15 protein-coding genes are annotated in these 18,412 nt (G+C 75.1%); 8 read left to right on the top strand and 7 right to left on the bottom strand.

Annotated features, from left to right (window positions below; translation table 11 throughout):
- Positions 1-101 precede the first annotated feature (101 nt).
- The 4 genes from gndA to ACZ4UX_RS20170 all read right to left on the bottom strand — a co-directional run bounded on the left by gndA (position 102) and on the right by ACZ4UX_RS20170 (position 3,815).
- Positions 102-1,547, bottom strand: coding sequence for an NADP-dependent phosphogluconate dehydrogenase (gndA, locus tag ACZ4UX_RS20185; protein WP_465707641.1), 1,446 nt, complete (start codon positions 1,545-1,547; stop codon positions 102-104).
- A gap of 24 nt (positions 1,548-1,571) precedes the next feature.
- Positions 1,572-1,832 (bottom strand): co-chaperone GroES, encoded by a 261-nt coding sequence (locus tag ACZ4UX_RS20180; RefSeq protein WP_329485443.1) that lies wholly within the window; start codon positions 1,830-1,832, stop codon positions 1,572-1,574.
- A 258-nt stretch (positions 1,833-2,090) separates the two neighbouring features.
- Complete coding sequence (locus ACZ4UX_RS20175) at positions 2,091-2,477, bottom strand: VOC family protein (protein WP_465707640.1); 387 nt, start codon at positions 2,475-2,477, stop codon at positions 2,091-2,093.
- Positions 2,478-2,597: 120 nt separating this feature from the next.
- Positions 2,598-3,815, bottom strand: coding sequence for an aminotransferase class V-fold PLP-dependent enzyme (locus ACZ4UX_RS20170; protein WP_465707639.1), 1,218 nt, complete (start codon positions 3,813-3,815; stop codon positions 2,598-2,600).
- A gap of 187 nt (positions 3,816-4,002) precedes the next feature.
- Between ACZ4UX_RS20170 and ACZ4UX_RS20165 the strand changes: the two genes are divergently transcribed.
- From ACZ4UX_RS20165 to ACZ4UX_RS20135, 7 genes are all read left to right on the top strand, one after another.
- Entirely contained in the window at positions 4,003-4,512 is a 510-nt protein-coding gene (locus ACZ4UX_RS20165; RefSeq protein ID WP_465707638.1) for a GNAT family N-acetyltransferase, read from the top strand.
- 211 nt (positions 4,513-4,723) lie between these two features.
- Complete coding sequence (locus ACZ4UX_RS20160; protein ID WP_465707637.1) at positions 4,724-6,223, top strand: FAD-dependent oxidoreductase; 1,500 nt, start codon at positions 4,724-4,726, stop codon at positions 6,221-6,223.
- 68 nt (positions 6,224-6,291) lie between these two features.
- Positions 6,292-6,687, top strand: coding sequence for a GDSL-type esterase/lipase family protein (locus ACZ4UX_RS20155; RefSeq protein ID WP_465707636.1), 396 nt, complete (start codon positions 6,292-6,294; stop codon positions 6,685-6,687).
- A gap of 22 nt (positions 6,688-6,709) precedes the next feature.
- Positions 6,710-8,971 carry a protein kinase domain-containing protein gene (locus ACZ4UX_RS20150; RefSeq protein ID WP_465707635.1) on the top strand — a complete coding sequence of 754 codons (2,262 nt, stop codon included), beginning with the start codon at positions 6,710-6,712 and terminating at the stop codon, positions 8,969-8,971.
- A gap of 2 nt (positions 8,972-8,973) precedes the next feature.
- Positions 8,974-11,358 (top strand): protein kinase domain-containing protein, encoded by a 2,385-nt coding sequence (locus tag ACZ4UX_RS20145; RefSeq protein ID WP_465707634.1) that lies wholly within the window; start codon positions 8,974-8,976, stop codon positions 11,356-11,358.
- A gap of 154 nt (positions 11,359-11,512) precedes the next feature.
- Positions 11,513-11,827: a hypothetical protein gene (locus ACZ4UX_RS20140; protein WP_329485450.1), complete on the top strand. Its 315-nt coding sequence runs from the start codon at positions 11,513-11,515 to the stop codon at positions 11,825-11,827.
- A 167-nt stretch (positions 11,828-11,994) separates the two neighbouring features.
- The gene (locus ACZ4UX_RS20135) at positions 11,995-13,164 is read left to right on the top strand and encodes an acyl-CoA dehydrogenase family protein (RefSeq protein ID WP_329485452.1); all 1,170 of its coding nucleotides are present in this window, start codon (positions 11,995-11,997) and stop codon (positions 13,162-13,164) included.
- 515 nt (positions 13,165-13,679) lie between these two features.
- Here ACZ4UX_RS20135 and ACZ4UX_RS20130 read toward each other — a convergent pair.
- Positions 13,680-14,552 (bottom strand): serine hydrolase, encoded by an 873-nt coding sequence (locus ACZ4UX_RS20130; RefSeq protein WP_465707633.1) that lies wholly within the window; start codon positions 14,550-14,552, stop codon positions 13,680-13,682.
- A gap of 174 nt (positions 14,553-14,726) precedes the next feature.
- Between ACZ4UX_RS20130 and ACZ4UX_RS20125 the strand changes: the two genes are divergently transcribed.
- On the top strand, positions 14,727-15,587 hold the full coding sequence (locus tag ACZ4UX_RS20125) for an NAD(+)/NADH kinase (protein ID WP_359838649.1): 861 nt from the start codon (positions 14,727-14,729) through the stop codon (positions 15,585-15,587).
- 167 nt (positions 15,588-15,754) lie between these two features.
- Here the strand turns inward: ACZ4UX_RS20125 and ACZ4UX_RS20120 are convergent, their stop codons facing one another.
- Complete coding sequence (locus ACZ4UX_RS20120) at positions 15,755-17,158, bottom strand: amidohydrolase family protein (protein WP_465707632.1); 1,404 nt, start codon at positions 17,156-17,158, stop codon at positions 15,755-15,757.
- Positions 17,159-17,398: 240 nt separating this feature from the next.
- Entirely contained in the window at positions 17,399-18,262 is an 864-nt protein-coding gene (locus ACZ4UX_RS20115) for a helix-turn-helix domain-containing protein (protein WP_465707631.1), read from the bottom strand.
- Between the last annotated feature and the right edge of the window lie 150 nt (positions 18,263-18,412).

Raw genomic sequence — 18,412 nt, 5'->3', positions numbered from 1 at the left:
CCCCGCCCCCCCCCCCCCCCCCCCTCCCCCCCCCCCCCCCCCCCCCCCCCCCCCTGCCCCCCCCCCCCCCCCCCCCCCCCCCCACGCTTCGGGCGGGCCGCTCAGCGCCGCTCCTCCGGGCGCTGCGGCTCCTCCCAGCGGGTGTGGAAGACCCCGTCGCGGTCGACCCGCCGGTAGGTGTGCGCGCCGAAGAAGTCCCGCTGCCCCTGGACCAGGGCGGCCGGCAGCCGCTCGGCCCGCAGGCTGTCGTAGTACGCGAGCGCGGTCGCGAAGCCCGGCGCCGGCACGCCCAGCTGGGCCGCCGTCGAGACCACCCGCCGCCAGGCCGACTGGGCGGACCCGAGCGCCTCCGTGAAGTGGGCGTCGGTCAGCAGGGTGGGCAGCTCCCGGTTCCCGTCGTAGGCGGCCTTGATCCGGTCGAGGAACCTGGCCCTGATGATGCATCCGCCGCGCCAGATGGCGGCCATCTCGCCGGGGTCGATCCGCCAGGAGTACTCGGCGCTGCCGGCCTGGATCTGCTGGAAGCCCTGGGCGTACGCGACCATCTTGGAGGCGTACAGGGCCTGCTCGACGTCGTCGGCGAAGCGGTCGGCGGCGGCGCTGTCCAGCCAGGTCTCGGTCGGTCCGGGCAGGCCGCGGCCCGCCTCGCGCAGGGACACGCCGCCGGACAGCGACCGGGCGAAGACCGCCTCGGCGATGCCTCCGACGGGCACCCCCAGCTCCAGCGCGGTCTGGACCGTCCAGCGCCCGGTGCCCTTCTGCTCGGCCCGGTCCAGCACGACGTCGACGAAGGGCCGGCCGGTGTCCGCGTCGGTGTGGGCGAGGATGTCCGCGGTGATCTCGATCAGGTAGGACTCCAGCCGCCCGCCGTTCCAGGTGCGGAACACCTCGGCGATCTGCGGCGGTTGCAGGCCCGCGGCGTGGCGCAGCAGGTCGTAGGCCTCGGCGATCAGCTGCATGTCCGCGTACTCGATGCCGTTGTGGACCATCTTGACGAAGTGGCCGGCGCCGTCCGGTCCGACGTGCGTGCAGCAGGGCTTGCCGTCGACCCGGGCCGCGATGTCCTCCAGCAGCGGTCCCAGCAGCCGGTACGCCTCCGCCGTGCCGCCCGGCATGATGCTGGGGCCCTCCAGCGCGCCCTGCTCACCGCCGGAGATGCCGCTGCCGACGAAGTGCAGCCCGCGCCCGCGCAGGGCGGCCTCCCGCCGTCGGGTGTCGAGGAAGTGGGCGTTCCCGCCGTCCACCAGCACGTCGCCCTCGTCGAGCAGCGGGACGAGTTCGTCGATGACCGCGTCGGTCGGCTCCCCGGCCTTGACCATGATGACGATCATGCGCGGGCGTTCGATCGCCGCGACGAACGCCTCCGGCGAGTCGGCCGGGACGAACTCGCCCTCGTGCCCGAACTCCTCCAGCAGGGCGGTGGTCCTGGCCCGGGTGCGGTTGTGCACGGCGACGCGGTAGCCGTGGCGGGCGAAGTTCCTGGCCAGGTTGCGGCCCATCACGGCCAGTCCGGTGACGCCGATCCGGGCCTTCGACTGCTCGGTCATGACGTTCTCCTCCTCGGCGGGCTCCTACTCGGCGGACAGCGAGAGGACCTCGTCCTCGGGGACCTCCAGGTACCGCTCCCCCGCGACCTCGATCTCCGAGCCCGAGAACGTGGCGAAGACGATCCGGTCGCCGACCTTGACGTCCACCGGGTGCGGCTTGCCGCTCTCCAGCGGCCGGCCGGGTCCCACCGCCACCACCTCGCCCGTACGGGTGTCGGCGTCGGCGGCGGGTTCCCCGATCGGCCTGACGACCAGGCGATCGTGCTCCGGGTGGAAGTCGGGCATGGGGTGCTCCTCTGCACTGGGCGGTACGGGTGCGGGCGGTGGAACCGGCGGAACCGGGCGGCCGACGCGCGGCCGAACCGGTCCGCCTCCGATTCTCCCGGGGTTCCCGGATCCTGCACGGTCTGGCCGCGCGCCTTCGGCCTCCCGGGGCTCGCCGGGTCCTTCCGGGGGCCTCACCCGGAGCGCCCGCGGACCGCACCGCCGCCTCGCCCGGACCACACCCGGACAGCGCAGCGCCGCGGGCGGTCGCTCAGCGGGTCAGCGGGGCTGGAGCCGGGTGTGCAGGAGGCAGAACTCGTTGCCCTCCGGGTCGGCCAGCACGTGCCAGTCCTCGGCGCCGGTCTGGCCGATGTCGACGGGCCTGGCGCCGAGCGCGAGCAGCCGGGCCAGTTCGGCGTCCTGGTCCCGGTCGGTGGGGCTGACGTCGATGTGCAGCCGGAGCTTCCTCCCGGGCCGGGGGTCACCACTGGGGCTGAGGACCAGGGTGGGCTGCGGGCCGCCGAAGCCGACGCCGGGCGGCCCGATCTCGATGCTCCCGTCGGCCTCCCGGCCGAGTTCGACGTAGCCGAGGACCTCGCTCCAGAACGCGGCGAGCTGCTCGGGGTCGGCACAGTCGATGACCAGCTCACTGATGCGGCATGCCATGCCCGCCAGTGTACGGAGCCGGGCCGGGCGGCCGGCCTCGGTTCTCTCCCGAGCCGCCGGTTGCGTCCCGGGGCTCGAAGGACTCCGACGGGAGGTGGCGGCCTCCCGGCGGAGTCCGGCTCAGTGCCGCTCCGCCGTACCGCGGGCCCAGCTGCCGAGCACGGGGACGCAGCGCTCGGCGAAGTCCTCGTAGTCGGCGGCCGTGTTGTAGACGTGGGTCGAGAGGCGGAAGTAACCGACGCCGTCGAAGCTGGTGAACGCGGCCTCGACGCCCAGCTCGGCCGCGACCCGGTCGCGCAGGGCGTCGGCTTCGAGGCGGGTGGCGGCCAGGCCGTCGGGGAGCCGGACCAGCCGCAGGGCGTTCACCGGCATGCCGACGTCGACGGCGGCGCTCTCGCCGGTCAGCTTCGTGACGGCCTCGCCGACGATGCGTTCGGCGTAGTCCGCCAGCTCGCGGAGGTAGTCGCGGGCGGCCGCCCAGCCCCAGGTCCGCTCGATGAAGCCCAGCGCCGCCGGGGCCGCCAGGTAGCTGCTGGCGTCGATCGTGCCCTGGGTGTCGAAGCGCTCGGGGAACGGGGCTTCGGCCGCCCAGGAGTCGATCAACGGGTAGAGCTGGTGACGGAGTTCGCTGCGGACCACCAGGGCCGAGGCGCCGCGCGGGGAGCAGCCGAACTTGTGCAGGTTGCCGACCCAGACGTCGAACTCCAGCCCGGCCAGGGGGTCTTCGGCCAGGCCCGGTACGTGGGCCCCGTCTATCAGCACGGGGATGCCCAGCTCCCGGGCCGCCGCGCCGATCTCCTTCACCGGCATCCAGCGGGCGGTGGCCGAGGTGATGTGGTCGAGGACGATCAGCGCGGTCCGGTCGGTGACCTCGGCGAGCACCGCGGCGCAGGCCTCCTCGGCCGTGGCGTCGAGCGGCACCCGTGCCGTCCGGACGCTGCCGCCCCAGCGGCGGGCCAGCCGCTCGGCGCCCATGGTGACGGCGCCGTAGCCGTGGTCGGTGACCAGCACCTCGCCGCCGGGCCGGGCCGGGAGGTTGCCGTACACGACGCTCGCGCCCGCGCTGGCGTTGGGCACGAGGGCTAGGTCGCGCGGGTCGACCCGCAGGAAGTCCGCGACCTTCGACCGGGCGGCCGCCACCCGCACGGGCAGGGCCGGGAACCACACCACCGGCGCCCGGTCCATCTCGGCGCGCAGGCGCTGCTGCTCCTGCTGCGCGACCTCCGGTACGGCGCCGAAGGAGCCGTGGTTGAGGTGGGTCAGCGCCGGGTCCAGCGTCCAGGCGCGGGCGGCGGGCCGGCCGTCCGGCAGCAGCAGGGGAAGCGGGGCGGGACTCATGTCGTCTCCAGGAGGGTGCCGTCGGTCGCAGGGTGTGGGTCGTCCGGTGGGGCCGCCGGAGAATCCGGTCCATCATGACGTCCGAGGCCTACGGTGCTTACCGCGGCCCCCGGTTCGGGCCCCGGGCGGCCCGTGGTGCTCGCACCCTCCGGTGCGGGAGCGGCGCCCGGCCCGGTAGCGTGCCGGGATGGGAAAGATCGTCACGTATCTGGAGATGACCGGTCGCGAGGAGCTGACGCCGGGTCGGGCGGTGCCCGGGATGGAGCTGCGGCGCGAGGAGGGCTTGTCGGCGCTGGTGCGTTCGGTCCAGGCCCGGGTCGGGGCCGCGTACGGCTGGCGCAGTTCCAGCCGGACCGACCAGCAGTGGACGGAGCTGGAGCGGGCGCACCCGCGCCGCCAGTACTGGCTGGTCGAACTGTCGGGCACGACGGCCGGGATCGCCGCCCTGGAGCCCCAGGCCGGCGGGGAGGTGGAGATCGTCACCTTCGGGCTCCTGCCGGAGTACGTCGGGCAGGGGCTCGGCGGCCATGCGCTCACCCTCGCCCTGCGGCAGGCCTGGGCGACCGAGCCGTTCGAGGCGGAGTCGGTCCGCAGGGTGTGGCTGCACACCGATTCGAACGACCACCCGACCGCGCTGGGCAACTACCTGCGCCGGGGTTTGCGCGTCCACCGCACCGAGACCGTCGACGGCGCCTGACCGGTAGCGTCTGACCGGTCCGTCTCCCGCCGGCCGCGGCCGCCCCCTCCTGCCGGTCGTGCTGCCGGCGCACCGCCGGTACACCCGTCCGCCCGTGCAGGCTTGCTGTCAGCGGCCTGTGATGTCGTGTCAGTGAGCTGTGTGCGATCCATCAGTGGCCCGGTGGAACCTCGGAGTGCCTGAAGGGTTCAGGCTTCGGAGGGGAGTTCCCGTGCATGACGTGGTAATCGTGGGCGCCGGCCCGGTCGGTCTGTTCCTCGCCTGTGAGCTCGGCCTCGCGGGCTGTTCGGTCCTGGTTCTCGAACGGGAGGCCGAGCCCGGCTCCCCCTGGCGGGCGGCGCCGCTCGGGAGCCGGGGCCTCAACACCGCGTCGGCCGAGGCGTTCCACCGCCGGGGGCTGCTGGACCGGCTGCGGAAGGCCGCCGGTCTCGACGACGCTCCCGAGTCGGCCCGGCCGCGCCTGGGCGGCCACTTCGGCGGAATGATGCTCGACCCGGCCAGGATCGACGTCGCCGCCCTGCCGTTCCGGCTTCCCGGCTCGGCCACGGAGAGCATGATGGCGTCCCTCGACGTGGTCGAGGGGCTGCTGTCCGAGCGGGCCGCCGCACTCGGCGTGGAGATCAGGCGCGGCGTCACGGTCGCGGCGGTCACCCAGGACGACGAGGGCGTGGTGGCCCGGGCGGGCGAGGACGCGTACCCGGCGCGGTGGCTGGTCGGCTGCGACGGCGGACGCAGTGCCGTGCGCCGGCTCGCGGGCTTCGACTTCGTCGGCACCGGGCCGCAGCTCACCGGCTACTCGATGCGCACCACCCTGGCCGATCCCGAGGAGCTGGGTTTCGGCTTCAACCTCACGCCGACGGGCCTGTACGTCCGGATGCCCGGCAAGGGGCACGTCGCCATGATGGACTTCGACGGCGGCGCGTTCGACCGCTCGCAGACTCCCACCCGCGAGCACCTCCAGTCGGTGCTGCGCCGGGTCTCCGGGACGGACGTGACGCTGGGCGAGGTCGACCTGGTGTCGACCTTCACCGACCGGGCGATGCAGACGACGACCTACCGGCAGGGGCGCGTCCTGCTCGCGGGCGACGCCGCGCACATCCACTCCCCGCTGGGCGGCCAGGGGCTCAACACCGGCATCGGCGACGCCGTGAACCTGGGCTGGAAGCTCGCGGCGACCGTGCACGGGCACGCGCCGGACGGACTCCTCGACAGCTACACCCGGGAGCGCCACCCGGTCGGCGCCGCGGTGCTCGACTGGACGCGCGCCCAGGTGGCGGCCATGCGCCCGGACCCGCACGGGCGGGCGATCCAGGCGGTGGTGCGCGAGCTGATCGGCACCCGTGACGGAGCGACCTTCGTGTTCGAGCGGATATCGGGCGCCTCGGTCCGCTACGACCTCGGCGACGAGAACCCGCTGGTCGGCCGCAGCGCCCCGGACTTCCTCCTCGGGGACGGGACCCGCCTCGGCGAGCTGCTGCGGGACGGCCGGGGCGTCCTGCTCGACTTCACGGCCGACCGGCACCTGCGCGAGGTGGCCGGGGACCGGGAGAGCCGGATCCGGTACGCGGCCGGGCCGGCCGCGAACGACCTCGGGTTCGGCGCCGTACTCGTCCGGCCCGACGGCACCGTCGCCTGGGCGGACGGCCACGACCCCGACCGCAAGTCGCTCGCCTCCGCCGCCGACCGGTGGTTCGGCGCTCCGGCGTCCTGACGCGGTCCCGGCTCCTCCCCTCCTCTCCCCTCCTCTCGCCTGCTCGACCGAGTTCCAGCAGCACGCCCATGACGATCAACCTCCGCTCCGGGAGCACGGTGATGTTCACCGGCGATTCGATCACCGACTGCGGGCGGCCGGCGACCGAGCACGGCCTCGGCTCCGGCTACCCGCTGCGGATCGCGGGCGAGTGGGGGCTGCGGCACCCCGAGCGGGCCGTGACCTGGCTGACCTCCGCGGTCCCGGGCGACAAGGTGCGGGACCTCGAAGCCCGTTGGCAGGCGGACGTGCTCGACGCGCGCCCGGACGTGGTGTCGGTCCTCGTCGGCATCAACAACGTCGGCCGGCACACGATCGCCCCGCAGGGGCACGTGGTCGCCGTGGAGGACTTCGCGGCCGGACCGGGTTCCTGCGGGAAACCGGTGATCGCCTGTCATGACCCCACCGTTCCCCCTAGCCTGTGAGGGCTCACGGGAGGGGGACACGTTGGAGCGACTCGGGGCCGGGGACCCACGTCAGGCCGGGCCGTACACGCTCATGGGGCGGCTCGGGGCCGGCGGCATGGGCGCGGTGTATCTGGGGCGGTCGGCCGGCGGGCGGACCGTCGCGGTCAAGGTGGTGCGGCCGGACCTGGCCGGGGACGGGTCCTTCCGGGCGCGCTTCCGGCAGGAGGTCGCGGCGGCCCGGCAGGTCTCCGGGGCGTTCACCGCCCCGGTGGTGGACGCCGACACCGAGGCCGCCACGCCCTGGATGGCGACCGCGTTCGTGGTCGGCGTCCCGCTCCAGGACGCGGTGGCCCGGCACGGCCCGCTGCCCGGGGTGACCGTGCGGACGCTGGCCGCCGGGCTGGCGGAGGCGCTGACCGAGGTGCACCGGGCCGGGCTGATCCACCGTGACCTGAAGCCCGGCAACGCGCTGCTGGCACTGGACGGGCCGCACGTCATCGACTTCGGGATCTCCCGGGCGGCCGACGGCACCGGGCTGACCACGACCGGCGCGGTCATCGGGTCGGCGCCGTACATGTCGCCGGAACAGGCGCTGGGCGAGCCGCTCACCCCGGCGAGCGACGTGTTCGCGCTGGGCTCGACGGTCGCCTACGCCGCGCTCGGCACCCGGCTGTTCGGCGACGGCGCCGGGGCGGCGGTGCTGTTCCGGGTGGTGAACACCGACCCGGACCTGAGCGGTCTGCCGGACGGGATCCGGCACCTGGTCGCCGGGTGCCTCGCCAAGAACCCGAACCACCGCCCGACGCCGCGCCAACTGGTCGAGCTGGTGGAGCGGATCGGCCGCCCGGACCCGGCGGACGGCTGGCTCCCGCCGGCCGTCGCGACGGACGTGATCGCCGCACGCGGTGTGCTGACCGCCCTGCCCCTCCCGGACCCGGGCCCGCCCGGCGCTCCCCCCGCGGCGCCGCCGCTGCCCGCCGACCCGGGCCCCGGGGCCCGGCCGCCCGAGGACGCGGTGCCCGCCCGCCGCCCGAGCCGCCGGACGGTGCTGTTCGGCGTCGGCGGCGGCGTGCTCGCGGCTGCGGGGGCCACCACCACGATCGCGCTGCTGAACGACCGGGGCGGCCGCGGCGCCACGGCCGGCAGCCCGGCCGACAGCACGGGCGGCAGCACGCCGTCCGCCCCCGTCCGCCCCTCCGGCGCCGACGTGCCCGAGATCGGGCCGAGCTGGCAGGCGACCCAGCCGAACCCCTGTCCCCAGGTGCTCTCCGCGGACGGCGTGGTGGTCGGCGTCTCCATCCTCAACATCTGGGGGGTGGACGACACCGGCCGCACCAAGTGGACGGTGGACGGCGCCACCGTGGGCGGCGCGTTCGCGATCGACCCGACCACCCCGCGGTCCGTCGCCGGGCTCGACGGCGACCGGCTCTACGCCTTCGGAGGGTCACCGACGGCGCCCGAGCTCCTGGCCTTCACCCTGGCCGAGGGCAGACTCGACTGGCGGCTGCCGCAGGGCCGGAAGAACGCGGCGGGCGTCCTCTCCTTCGCCGGGATCCGGGCCGGCAAGGCCTACTGGCTCGGCTTCGGCGACGGCAACGACCACGGTGACCTCGTCCCGGCCGGCACCCACGTCTGGGCGGTGGACCTCGCCACCCGGCAGAGCCTCTGGTTCCACGGCGAGGACACCATGCTGCTCCAGTCGACGGTGCCGACGGACGACCGGATCGTGGTCTCCGACCTCGACCAGCTGAAGGCCCTGGACGCGAAGGGCGGGACCGTCTGGGAACGCAGGCTCGCGGCGTTCGGCCTCGGAACCGCCGGGAGGTACGTGCTCGCCCCGGACAAGGACGGCACGCTGACCGCCCTGGACCCGGACACCGGCGGCCCGGCGTGGACGGCGAGCGGCGTCGTCGGCGCCTCGAAGCTCGGTGACGGCTTCGCCACCAGCGAGGACGGCCGCCTGCTCTACCTCCTCTGGCGGGACGGGGACGGCGGCTGCTCGATCGGCACCCTGGACCCGGCGAACGGCCGCCCCGGCTGGCGGACCCCGCTGCCGCCCGACTCCCCCGACGCCCCCTTCCTCGGGGCCCGCCTGCTCCGCGCCGACGGCAACCTCTACCGGATGGGCGCCGACGCCGTGCTGTGGGCGCTCGACCCGGCCGACGGCAAGGCCCGCTGGAAGTACTCCGGGCTCAAGGGCCGGGACGCCACGAAGCTGGCCTGGAGCGCCGGCGCCGGACGGCTCTGCGTCTCCGACACGACGACCCGGACGATCACCTCGCTGCCCGCGAAAGGGGCCTGAGCATGCGCCGGCTGGAACCCGCCGACCCCACCCGGATCGGCCCGTACGCCCTGCTCGGCAGGCTGGGCGCCGGGGGCATGGGGGTGGTCTACCTCGGCCGGTCGGCGGGCGGCCGGACCGTCGCGGTCAAGGTGGTCCGGCCCGAACTGGCCGCCGACCCGGGGTTCCGCGCCCGCTTCCGGGCCGAGGTGAACGCGGCCCGGGCGGCCTCCTCCGCGTTCACCGCCCCGGTCGTGGACGCCGACACCGACGCGCCCGTGCCCTGGATGGCGACCGCCTTCGTGCCCGGGATCGCGCTGGACGAGGCGGTCCGGCTGGTCGGCGCGTTCCCCGAGCACGTGCTGCGCATCCTGGCGGCCGGGATCGCCGAGGAGTTGAGGAACATCCACGCCGCCGGGCTGACCCACCGGGACCTCAAGCCGAGCAACGTGCTGCTGGCGCTGGACGGGCCGCACGTCATCGACTTCGGCATCGCCCGGGCGGCCGACGGCACCGCGCTGACCGCCGAGGGCACCGTCCTCGGCTCGGCCGCCTTCATGTCGCCGGAACAGGCGAGCGGCGAGCGGGCGGGCCCGCCGAGCGACGTGTTCTCGCTCGGCTCGACGCTGGCCTACGCCGGTACCGGCGGGACCGCGCCGTTCGGCGGCGGGCATCCGCTGCAGGTCCTGTACCAGGTGGTGCACGAGGAGCCGGACCTCGCGGCGGTCCCCGCCGGAGTTCGGTTGCTGGTCGCCGCCTGCCTGGCCAAGGCCCCGGGCGACCGGCCGACGCCGCAGCAGCTCGCCGCCTCCCAGGGCGCGGGACCGCTGACCCCGGGGACGTGGCTGCACCCCGCGCTGGTCGCGGCGATCGAGGAGGCGGCGGCCGTGATGGCCCCGTCGTCCGCCGCGGCGGCCCAGCCGCCGTCCGGGCTGTCTCCCCTGCCGCCCCTGCCACCGCTGCCGCCCGGGCAGCCGGCGGCGGGCCCGGACTCGCCGGCGACCGCGCGGCAGACGGTGCGGCTCGGACCGGTCGACGTCCGGCCCCGCCCCGGTCGCCGCAAGCTGCTGCTCGGCCTGGCCGGCGGGGTCGTGGTGGCCGCGGCCGGCGGCGGCACGGTGTTCCTCACCGGCGGCGGCGCGCCCGAGAAGCCGAAGACCCCCGGTGCCGGTGGCCCCCCGGCGACGGCGCCGGCCGCCGACCCGACCGACTCCTCGCGCTCGCTGGACACGGACGTGGTGGCCACCCCGCTCTGGACGGTTCCGCTGGTCGAACCGGTGATCGCGCTGACCGGCAGCGGCGACACCGTCGTGGCCGCCGGGATGACGGGCGTGTGGGCGGTCGACCGCGCCGGGCAGACCCGCTGGGGGCCGTTGACCAACTACACCTCGCCGTCCGGGGCCGGCCTCGGCGACCGCCCGGTGGCCGTCGACACCACCATGGCCTACCTGATGGGCTACGGCGGCCCCGGCGACCTGACGTACGCCCTCAAGGCCGTCGACCTCGCGACCGGCGCCACCGCCTGGACCCTCTCCCCGCCCGACCTGCACGTCTCGCCGTCCGCCTCGGTGGTCGGCCTCCTCGACGGCCTCGTCTACGTCGCCGGCGAGGCGAAGGGCACCTTCCACCTGGCCGACCCGACCGCCCCGGTCACCTACGCGGCGGCCTTCGTCTGGGCGGTGGAGCCCGCCACGGGCCGGCTCCGGTGGCAACTGGTGCGCCCGCACGACGTCCTGGAGAACTCCAGGCTCTCCGTCCCGTCCGCCGGGACCCGCCTGCTGTTCGAGACCTACGCGATGGACCTCACCACCTACCGGAGGACCGGGAAGCTGGAGGCCCTCGACACCGGCAACGGCGGGAAGAGCCTCTGGGAGCAGCTGGCCCCCGGCAGTGGCGCCCTCGTGCCCGGGCTGCCCTACTTCGCCGACGGCCCGCACACCTCGGCCGGCGGCTACTTCCTCCACCTCGCCGACCGGCTGTACGCGGTCGACCCGGCGGACGGCAAGGTGGTGTGGCAGTCGGCCGGGGAGTGGAACTTCCGGAGCGCCGTGGCGAGCCCCGACGGCGCCACCGTCTTCGCCGTGGGATCGCACTACGCGAAGGGAGTGGTGGTCGTCCAGTCCTTCGACGCCCGGACCGGCGCCGTCCACTGGTCGGGGTCGCTGCCGAGCGCGCCGCTCCTCGACATGGCGGCGCACTACGCGGACGGCACCGTCTACATCTGGGTCCACGGCAAGGTCTGGGCCCTGGACCCGGCCACCGGCGCACCCCGCTGGACCTTCGGGTTCCACCCCAACGGAGGTTCGACGACCCCCGTGCCGTACTGGGCGGGCGGCGGGCGGATCTACGGCCCGACCGACAAGGGCCTGGCGGCGATCGCCGCCGACGGCAAGGCGGCCCACGGCTGAACCCGCCCGCCCGGGCCGGGAGCCGGGCGAGGCGGGGAACCCGGTCGGGGCGAGGAACCCGCCGGGCCGCGGAACCGGCCGGGCCGGGTGCCGCGTCGAAGCGAACGAGGGCGCGCCGGTTCGGCGGCAGCGCCGGGACGGGGGTCCACCGGTCATGGGATTCGTCATCCTGCTGCTCGTACTCGCCGGCGGGGCGGGCCTGATCCTGTCCGGCGTCAGCAAGCTGAACACCGCCGTACCCACCTGCTACGGCAAACCGATGGTGCCGGGCGACGTCTGTCACCCCAAGGTCACCGGCTCGTTCTCCGAGGGCATGCCCGAGCCCCACGACGCCACCTACCAGGAGCAGTTGAACAGCCTGACCAGCGGCGGCTGGACGTCCATCGGACTCGGCGCGGTGCTGATGGTGCTCGCCGTGGTGATCGGCCTCGCCTGGGCCGCCGCCGCGGGCCGCGCCCAGGAGCCGTGAGACGACTCGCCGGCATCCGCGCCTCCCGCACGTCGACCGCGGCCGGGCCGCTGTACGGGGTCACCCGTCCGCCGGGCTGCGTTTGGAGGGCGATCAAGGGGTAGGCGGGGCATGGTGGCGGCACCGAGGTCGCCACCCCTGTCGTCACCGAGCCGAGGAGCACACCCATGACCGACGACGTACTGGTCGAGGACCTGTACCGGTTCGAGGACCTGCTGGTCCCCGAGGAGGCCGAGGTGCTGCGGCGGGTCCGTGACTTCCTGCGGCAGGAGGTCGCCCCGCACGCCAACGAGTGGTGGGGCCGGGCCGCGTTCCCGCACCACCTGATCCCCCGCTACGCCGAGCTGGGCATCTGCGGCCTCGCCTACCGGGAGAATCCCGCCAGCAGCCTGCTGAACGGCTTCATCGCCCTGGAGATGGCCAGGGTGGACGCCTCCCTGTCGACCTTCTACGGGGTCCACGCCGGGCTGGCGATGGGCAGCATCGCCCGCTGCGGCTCGCCGGAGCAGCGCGAGCGCTGGCTCCCGGCGATGACCCGGATGGAGCAGATCGGCGCCTTCGCGCTGACCGAGCCGCAGGGCGGCTCCGACGTCGCCGCCGGGCTGCGCACCACCGCCCGGCGCGAGGGCGACACCTGGGTGCTCAACGGCGCCAAGCGCTGGATCGGCAACGCGACCTTCGCGGACCTGGTGGTCGTCTGGGCCAAGGACGAGGAGAGCGGCCACGTCCTGGGCTTCGTGGTGCACGGTGACAACCCCGGCTTCACCGCCACCAGGATCGAGAACAAGATGGCCCTGCGCACCGTGGAGAACGCGGACGTGGTGCTCACCGAGTGCCTGGTCCCCGAAGCGGACCGGCTGCAGCGGGCGGAGGGCTTCCGCGACACCGCCGACGTGCTGCGGCACACCCGGAGCGGGGTGGCCTGGGAGGCGGTCGGGGTGATGCTGGGCGCCTACCGGATCGCCCTGGACTACACCCGTGAGCGCGAGCAGTTCGGCGGCCCGATCGCCCGCTTCCAGCTCGTCCAGGACCTGCTGGTGCGGATGCTCGGCAACGCCACCGCCTGCCTGGGCATGGTGGTGCGGCTGGCGCAGCTGGAGGACGCCGGCACCTTCCGGGACGAGCACTCCGCGCTGGCCAAGGCGTACTGCACCAGCCGGATGCGGGAGACCGTCGGCTGGGGCCGCGAGCTGCTGGCGGGCAACGGCATCGTGCTGGACTACAGCATCGCCCGCTTCGTCGCCGACGCCGAGGCGCTCTACTCCTACGAGGGCACCCGGGAGATCAACACCCTGATCGTCGGCCGCGCCGCCACGGGCATCGGCGCCTTCGTCTGACGCCCGCCCAGGACCCCGGGCGCTGCCGGGTGCCTCTCTCCCGGACCGACCTGCCGAAACGATCGGAGCCTTCGTGGTGGACGTCTTCGTCCTCGGTATCACGGGCAAGGTCGGCGCCCTGCTCACGCGGGAGCTGCTCGCCGGGGGCGACACCGTCCGTGGCCTCGTACGCCGTGAGGAACAGCGGGCGGAGCTCGCCGAGCTGGGTGTCCACGCGCTGGTCGGACACCTCGCCGAGCTGTCCGTGCCGGAGCCGGCGGAGGCCTTCGGGAACGCCGACGCCCCGGCGCGGGCGCCGTCTCCCTCGGCCCGGCCGAGTTCCACGGCCGGATTCCCCGCGCGGACGTCGCCGCGACGCTCGCGGAGCTGCTGCACGAGCCCCGCATCGGCCGCCGGATCCTCGAACTCAACGCGGGCTCCACGCCCGTCCGGGACGCCGTCGCGGCCATCCTCCGCGCCTGAGCACGGAGGGCCGGGGGCGGCTCCGGCCGGGGAGCCCGGGTGGCGGCGGTCGGTCACCGGCTCGCCGCCGCCAGCCGGGCGGCGTGGACGACCTGCGCGACCGCCTGGACGGTGTCGATCCCGTACTCCTCGCTGGGGTTGTCCCGGGTGAGGATCGCGATGCGGTACGGCTCGCCCGGGTCGGTGAAGATCCCGAGGCTGTGCACGTGCCAGGCGTGGCGCTCGCGCGGCGCCCAGCCGTTCTTCACGTGGACGGTGGTGCCGTCGGGGGCGCCGAGCGGGGCGCCCCAGGCCTGGTCCTCCTCGACCTGGTTCATCAGGTCCAGGCCGAACGCGCGGTGCTCCGGGGTGAGCACCGGGCCCGGTGCGGCGAAGACGGCGAGCTGCTTCATCTCGTCACCGGCGGTGATCTGGGTGCGCCCCCACCGGTCGCCCTCCGCGAGGACGGTGTCCGCCATGCCGGAGAGGCGCAGGAACTCCGCCAGCCGCGCCCGCCCCAGGTCCCGCCAGAGGGCGGTGGCCGCGTCGTTGTCCGACTGGACGATCATCGGCCGCAGGTTGTCCTCCTCGAACGGCGTCAGCGCGCGCCGTTCGTCCTGGGCGCGGCGCAGCACCGCACCCATGATCGTCACCTTGATGACACTGGCCGAGTCGAACCGCTCGCGGGCCCGGACCGCGCAGGACAGCCCGGTGCCCGGGTCCTCGACCGCGACGGCGACGGTGCTGTGACGCTCCGACACCACCCGGGTGATCGCCCGGGTCAGCTCCTCGGCGGGCCGGGAGTGGGCCACCGAGGAGCAGCGGCCGGACTCCGGGCCTGCGGGGCCGGTGACGGCCGGTGCGGGTTCCGAGGCCACGAACAGCAGGGTCGCGGCGGTGATCAGCCTGGTCGTGGTGCGGCTGCCGGCGGGGAGCGGAAGGGTCATCGCCCGATCATCGCGGACGGGACGGGCGCCCGGCCGATGACGCACCGTGGCCGCCCGGGGCGGTGTGCGGGGCGGCGTGCCGGGGGCGCCGGCCCGGGTCCCGGTGACGTCGCCCCCGGTCCGGGTGGATGCTGGGAGGAGCGAGGCGGGCCGATCGGGATCGAGGAGGTCCGGATGGGATTCATCGGCACGGTGGGGCTGGTGCTCCACCCCGAACGGACCAGCGCACCCACCGTGGCCACCGTGGTCCGCTGGAGCCGGGCGCGGGACGCCAAGGTCCTCGGGCTGACGGCGGAGGTGGCCCGGATCGGGTGCGACGCCGTGGCGGTCGGGGCCGAGGAGATGGCCGCCACCGCCGATCTGCTGATCAGCCTGGGCGGGGACGGCACGATGCTGCGCGCGATGCGGCTGGTCGCCGGGGGCCGGGTCCCGGTGCTGGGCGTCAACGTCGGGCGGCTGGGCTTCCTCGCCGAGGTCGACATCCCGGAGCTGCCGGACGCCCTCGACGCGATCGACGATCTGCGGTTCACCGTGGAGTCCCGCTCCGGTGTCCAGGCCACGTTCGGTGACTCCCGGGAGACGGCGCTCAACGACGTGGTGCTGCTGCGCAGCCCCGGGCACCGGTCGGCGGCCGTGGCGGTCCGGGTCCAGGGGCAGCCCTTCGTGTCGTACACCGCCGACGCCGTCGTCGTGGCCACGCCGACCGGCTCCACGGCGTACAGCTTCTCCGCCGGGGGGCCGATCGTCTCCCCCAACGCCGAGGGCCTGCTGGTGACGCCGGTGGCCCCGCACGCGGCGTTCAACCGGTCCGTGTTCCTGTCCGGCGGGGAGCGGCTCGCCCTGGAGGTCCTGCCGCACAGCGGGGACCTCGCCATCGAGGCCGACGGCCTGTTGGTCGGCCGCGTCCGGCCGGGCGACGTCGTCGAGGTGACGATGCTCCCCGCCGCCTCGCGGGTCGTCCGGCTCGGCCGCACCACCTTCTACCAGCGCGCCCAGCGCAAGCTCCGGCTCACCGGCTCGGCGGAACCCGCCTGAGGACGGCCGTCTCCCGAGGTGGGCTCTCTCCCGACGGTGCCCGGCCGGTGCGCTGCTCGGGTCGGCCGGAGGCGGTCGTCGTCGCCCGAGCCGCTCGTCGGCGGCCGGTGAGGGACCGGCCCCGGCGATGTCACCGCAGTACCGGCGGTGTGGCCACGCCCTGGACCTCAGCTCGCGGCCGGGGCGCTCAGCACGTGGGCGCGGGAGGCGTGGACGTCGGCGCGCAGGGCGGTCAGGTCGACGTCGAGGACGTGTCCGTTCCACTTGCGGGGCTCACCGTCGATCAGGACCGCGGCGATGTTGCGGGCGTCGGAGCCGAGGACGAGCGTGCCGATCGGGTCGTTGAGCGGCATGTTGTTGAGGTCCTCGGCCCGGACCACCAGCAGGTCGGCCTTCTTGCCCGGGGTGAGGGAGCCGGTGACGGCGGCGAGGCCGTTGGTGCGGGCGCCCTGGAGGGTGGCGAAGTCCAGCACGTCGTGGGTGGTGATCCGGGAGGGCTGCCGGTCGGTGCCGTGGGCGGCGTTGACGGCGCGCATTCGCTGGATGGCGTGCAGGGTCCGCATCTGGGTGAACATGTCGCTGGCCAGGGCGACTTCGACGTCGATGCTCAGGCCGGGGCGGACGCCGGCGGCGAGGGCCTCGTCCACGGCGGGGATCGCGGTCTCCAGGCCGATCTGGGCGTCGGAGGTGGGGGCGAGCGCCACGGTGGTGCCGGTCTCCCCAATGGCCTTCCAGGCGTCGGAGGTGAGCCCGGTGGCGTGGATCAGGGTGACGTCGGGGCCGAGGATGCGGTGCTCCGCCCAGCGGAGCACCGCCGCGGAGGAGGCCGTGCCGAAGACGGCGTCCACGCTCACGCCGATGCCCAGGTCCTGGGCGACGCGGGCGAGTTCGGGACCGTAGGCGAGCGCGGCGCCGGCGATCTCCTCGGTGGCCAGGGTTGCCAGGCGCAGGGTGAGCAGTTGGTCGTCGCTGCCGAAGTAGCGGTCCCTGAGCCGGGTGAGGTCGCCGGGCCACTGCTGGCCCCAGGTGCCGAAGTGCGGGCCCATGGAGGCGTGCACGCCGCGGATGCCGGTGTCGAGGAGGGCCTGGACGGCGGCGTCGGAGTGGTCGCCGGTACGGGAGTTGTGGGAGAAGTCCAGCATGGTGGTGATGCCGCTGTCGATCGCGGTCAGGGCGGCCAGCCTGGTCCCGGTGTACATGTCCTCGGGCCGGTAGACGGTGGCGTAACCGGCCAGGGTCGCGGTGACGTAGCCGCCCAGGTCGTCGACGTCCGGCATGATCCGGCGCAACTGGGCCTCCCAGGCGTGGCGGTGGGTGTCGACGAAGCCGGGGCAGAGGATCGTACCGGTGGCGTCGACGACCACGGCGTCGACCGCGCTCAGGCCGGGCCCGACGGCGGCGACGGTGTCGCCCTCGACGAGCAGGTCGCCCCGGTCGAGGACGCCGAGCGCCGGGTCCATGGTGACGACGGTGGCGCCGGTGAACAGGATCCGCCGCCGGTCGGCGGGCAGGCTCCGAATCCGGGCGAGGGCGGCGTCTTCGGCGGTGGGGCGGGCGTGGGAGACGTGCACGGGGTTCCTTCCGGCGGCGGGTGCGGCGACTGCCGCGGAGCCAGACTGCCGCTCCGCCGTGGCCGGAACCAGGCCGCGCCGTCCCCGGGTGCCGGGCACCCACCCGCCGCGGCGCGCGGCGGTGTCGACCCGCGCCGACGGATACGGAACACCCGGCCCGCCTCGATGGAGGCGGGCCGGGTCGGGGGTGTGGCGGGAGGGCGCGCGGGGTCGGGGGTGTGGCGCGAAGGGGGCGCCGGGTCAGCCGGTGCTGAGCGCCCGGGCCGGTGCCACCCGCGTCGTCGGGGTGAGCCCGGCCCGGGTGCGGAGTCCGGCCAGGGCAGCGGCAGCGGTGGGTTCGGCCTGGTAGACGACCAGTTGCTGGTGCGGTGCGCCGTTGACGGTGAAGGCGGAGAACTCGATCTCCAGGGCACCGACCTCGGGGTGCGCGAGCCGCTTCGACTGCTGGGTCTTGGCCCGCACGTCGTGCCGGGTCCACAGCTCGCCGAACTCCGGGCTCCGCGCGCGCAGGGTGGCGACGACTTCGGCGATCCGCGGCAAGTCGGGGTGGTGTCCGTGGGCGGCGCGGAGTTCGGCGACGCAGGAGTGCGCGGAGCGCGCCCAGTCCCGGTAGAAGGAGCGGCCGGCGGGGTCGAGGAAGGCCATCCGGGCCAGGTTGTCGAACTTCTGGAACCCGCTGTGCAGGGCGCCGGCGAGGCGGTTGTGCGCCAGGACGTCCAGGGCGGGCCCCAGGACGAAGGCGGGCGTGTCGGCCCAGCTTTCGAGCAGTCGCCGCAGCTGGGGGCCGACGCGTTCGTGCCCGGCGGGCGCGCCCCGGCGTTCCTGGGGTGCCCGGACGAGTCGGCGCAGGTGGTCGAGCGCCTCGCCGTCGAGGTGGAGGGCGGCCGCGACGGCGTCGACGACCTGGGGCGAGGGATTGGTCTCGCGCCCCTGCTCCAGGCGCGTGTAGTAGTCGGCGCTCACGCCCGCCAGCATCGCGACCTCCTCGCGGCGCAGCCCCGGGACCCGTCGGAGGCCGTGCTCCGGCAGGCCCACGCCCTGCGGCCGGAGGGCTTCGCGCCGTGCTCGGAGGTACTCGCCCAAGGAACTGCTGCTGTTGCTCATGACCCGACCCGGTGGAGGAGGAGGCCGGCTCCGTGGGGGGGGGGGGGGGGGGGGGGGGGGGGCCCCCCCCACACCCAAGGGGAGGGTCAGAAACGGACAGGGGAGGGGGGGCGGGGTCTGGGGGGCCGGGGGAGAAGAGGCAATCGCCCC

The organism is Kitasatospora sp. NPDC028961 (genome assembly GCF_055564815.1).
The sequence above is the reverse complement of the archived record's forward strand: the minus strand, read 5'-3'. Positions and strand labels throughout refer to the sequence as shown.

Excerpts from the sequence above, each read along its gene's own strand:
- gndA (WP_465707641.1), bottom strand. The coding sequence starts at position 1,547 with ATGACCGAGCAGTCGAAGGCCCGGATCGGCGTCACCGGACTGGCCGTG.
- ACZ4UX_RS20180 (WP_329485443.1), bottom strand. The coding sequence starts at position 1,832 with ATGCCCGACTTCCACCCGGAGCACGATCGCCTGGTCGTCAGGCCGATC.
- ACZ4UX_RS20175 (WP_465707640.1), bottom strand. The coding sequence starts at position 2,477 with ATGGCATGCCGCATCAGTGAGCTGGTCATCGACTGTGCCGACCCCGAG.
- ACZ4UX_RS20170 (WP_465707639.1), bottom strand. The coding sequence starts at position 3,815 with ATGAGTCCCGCCCCGCTTCCCCTGCTGCTGCCGGACGGCCGGCCCGCC.
- ACZ4UX_RS20165 (WP_465707638.1), top strand. The coding sequence starts at position 4,003 with ATGGGAAAGATCGTCACGTATCTGGAGATGACCGGTCGCGAGGAGCTG.
- ACZ4UX_RS20155 (WP_465707636.1), top strand. The coding sequence starts at position 6,292 with ATGACGATCAACCTCCGCTCCGGGAGCACGGTGATGTTCACCGGCGAT.
- ACZ4UX_RS20145 (WP_465707634.1), top strand. The coding sequence starts at position 8,974 with ATGCGCCGGCTGGAACCCGCCGACCCCACCCGGATCGGCCCGTACGCC.
- ACZ4UX_RS20140 (WP_329485450.1), top strand. The coding sequence starts at position 11,513 with ATGGGATTCGTCATCCTGCTGCTCGTACTCGCCGGCGGGGCGGGCCTG.
- ACZ4UX_RS20135 (WP_329485452.1), top strand. The coding sequence starts at position 11,995 with ATGACCGACGACGTACTGGTCGAGGACCTGTACCGGTTCGAGGACCTG.
- ACZ4UX_RS20130 (WP_465707633.1), bottom strand. The coding sequence starts at position 14,552 with ATGACCCTTCCGCTCCCCGCCGGCAGCCGCACCACGACCAGGCTGATC.
- ACZ4UX_RS20125 (WP_359838649.1), top strand. The coding sequence starts at position 14,727 with ATGGGATTCATCGGCACGGTGGGGCTGGTGCTCCACCCCGAACGGACC.
- ACZ4UX_RS20115 (WP_465707631.1), bottom strand. The coding sequence starts at position 18,262 with ATGAGCAACAGCAGCAGTTCCTTGGGCGAGTACCTCCGAGCACGGCGC.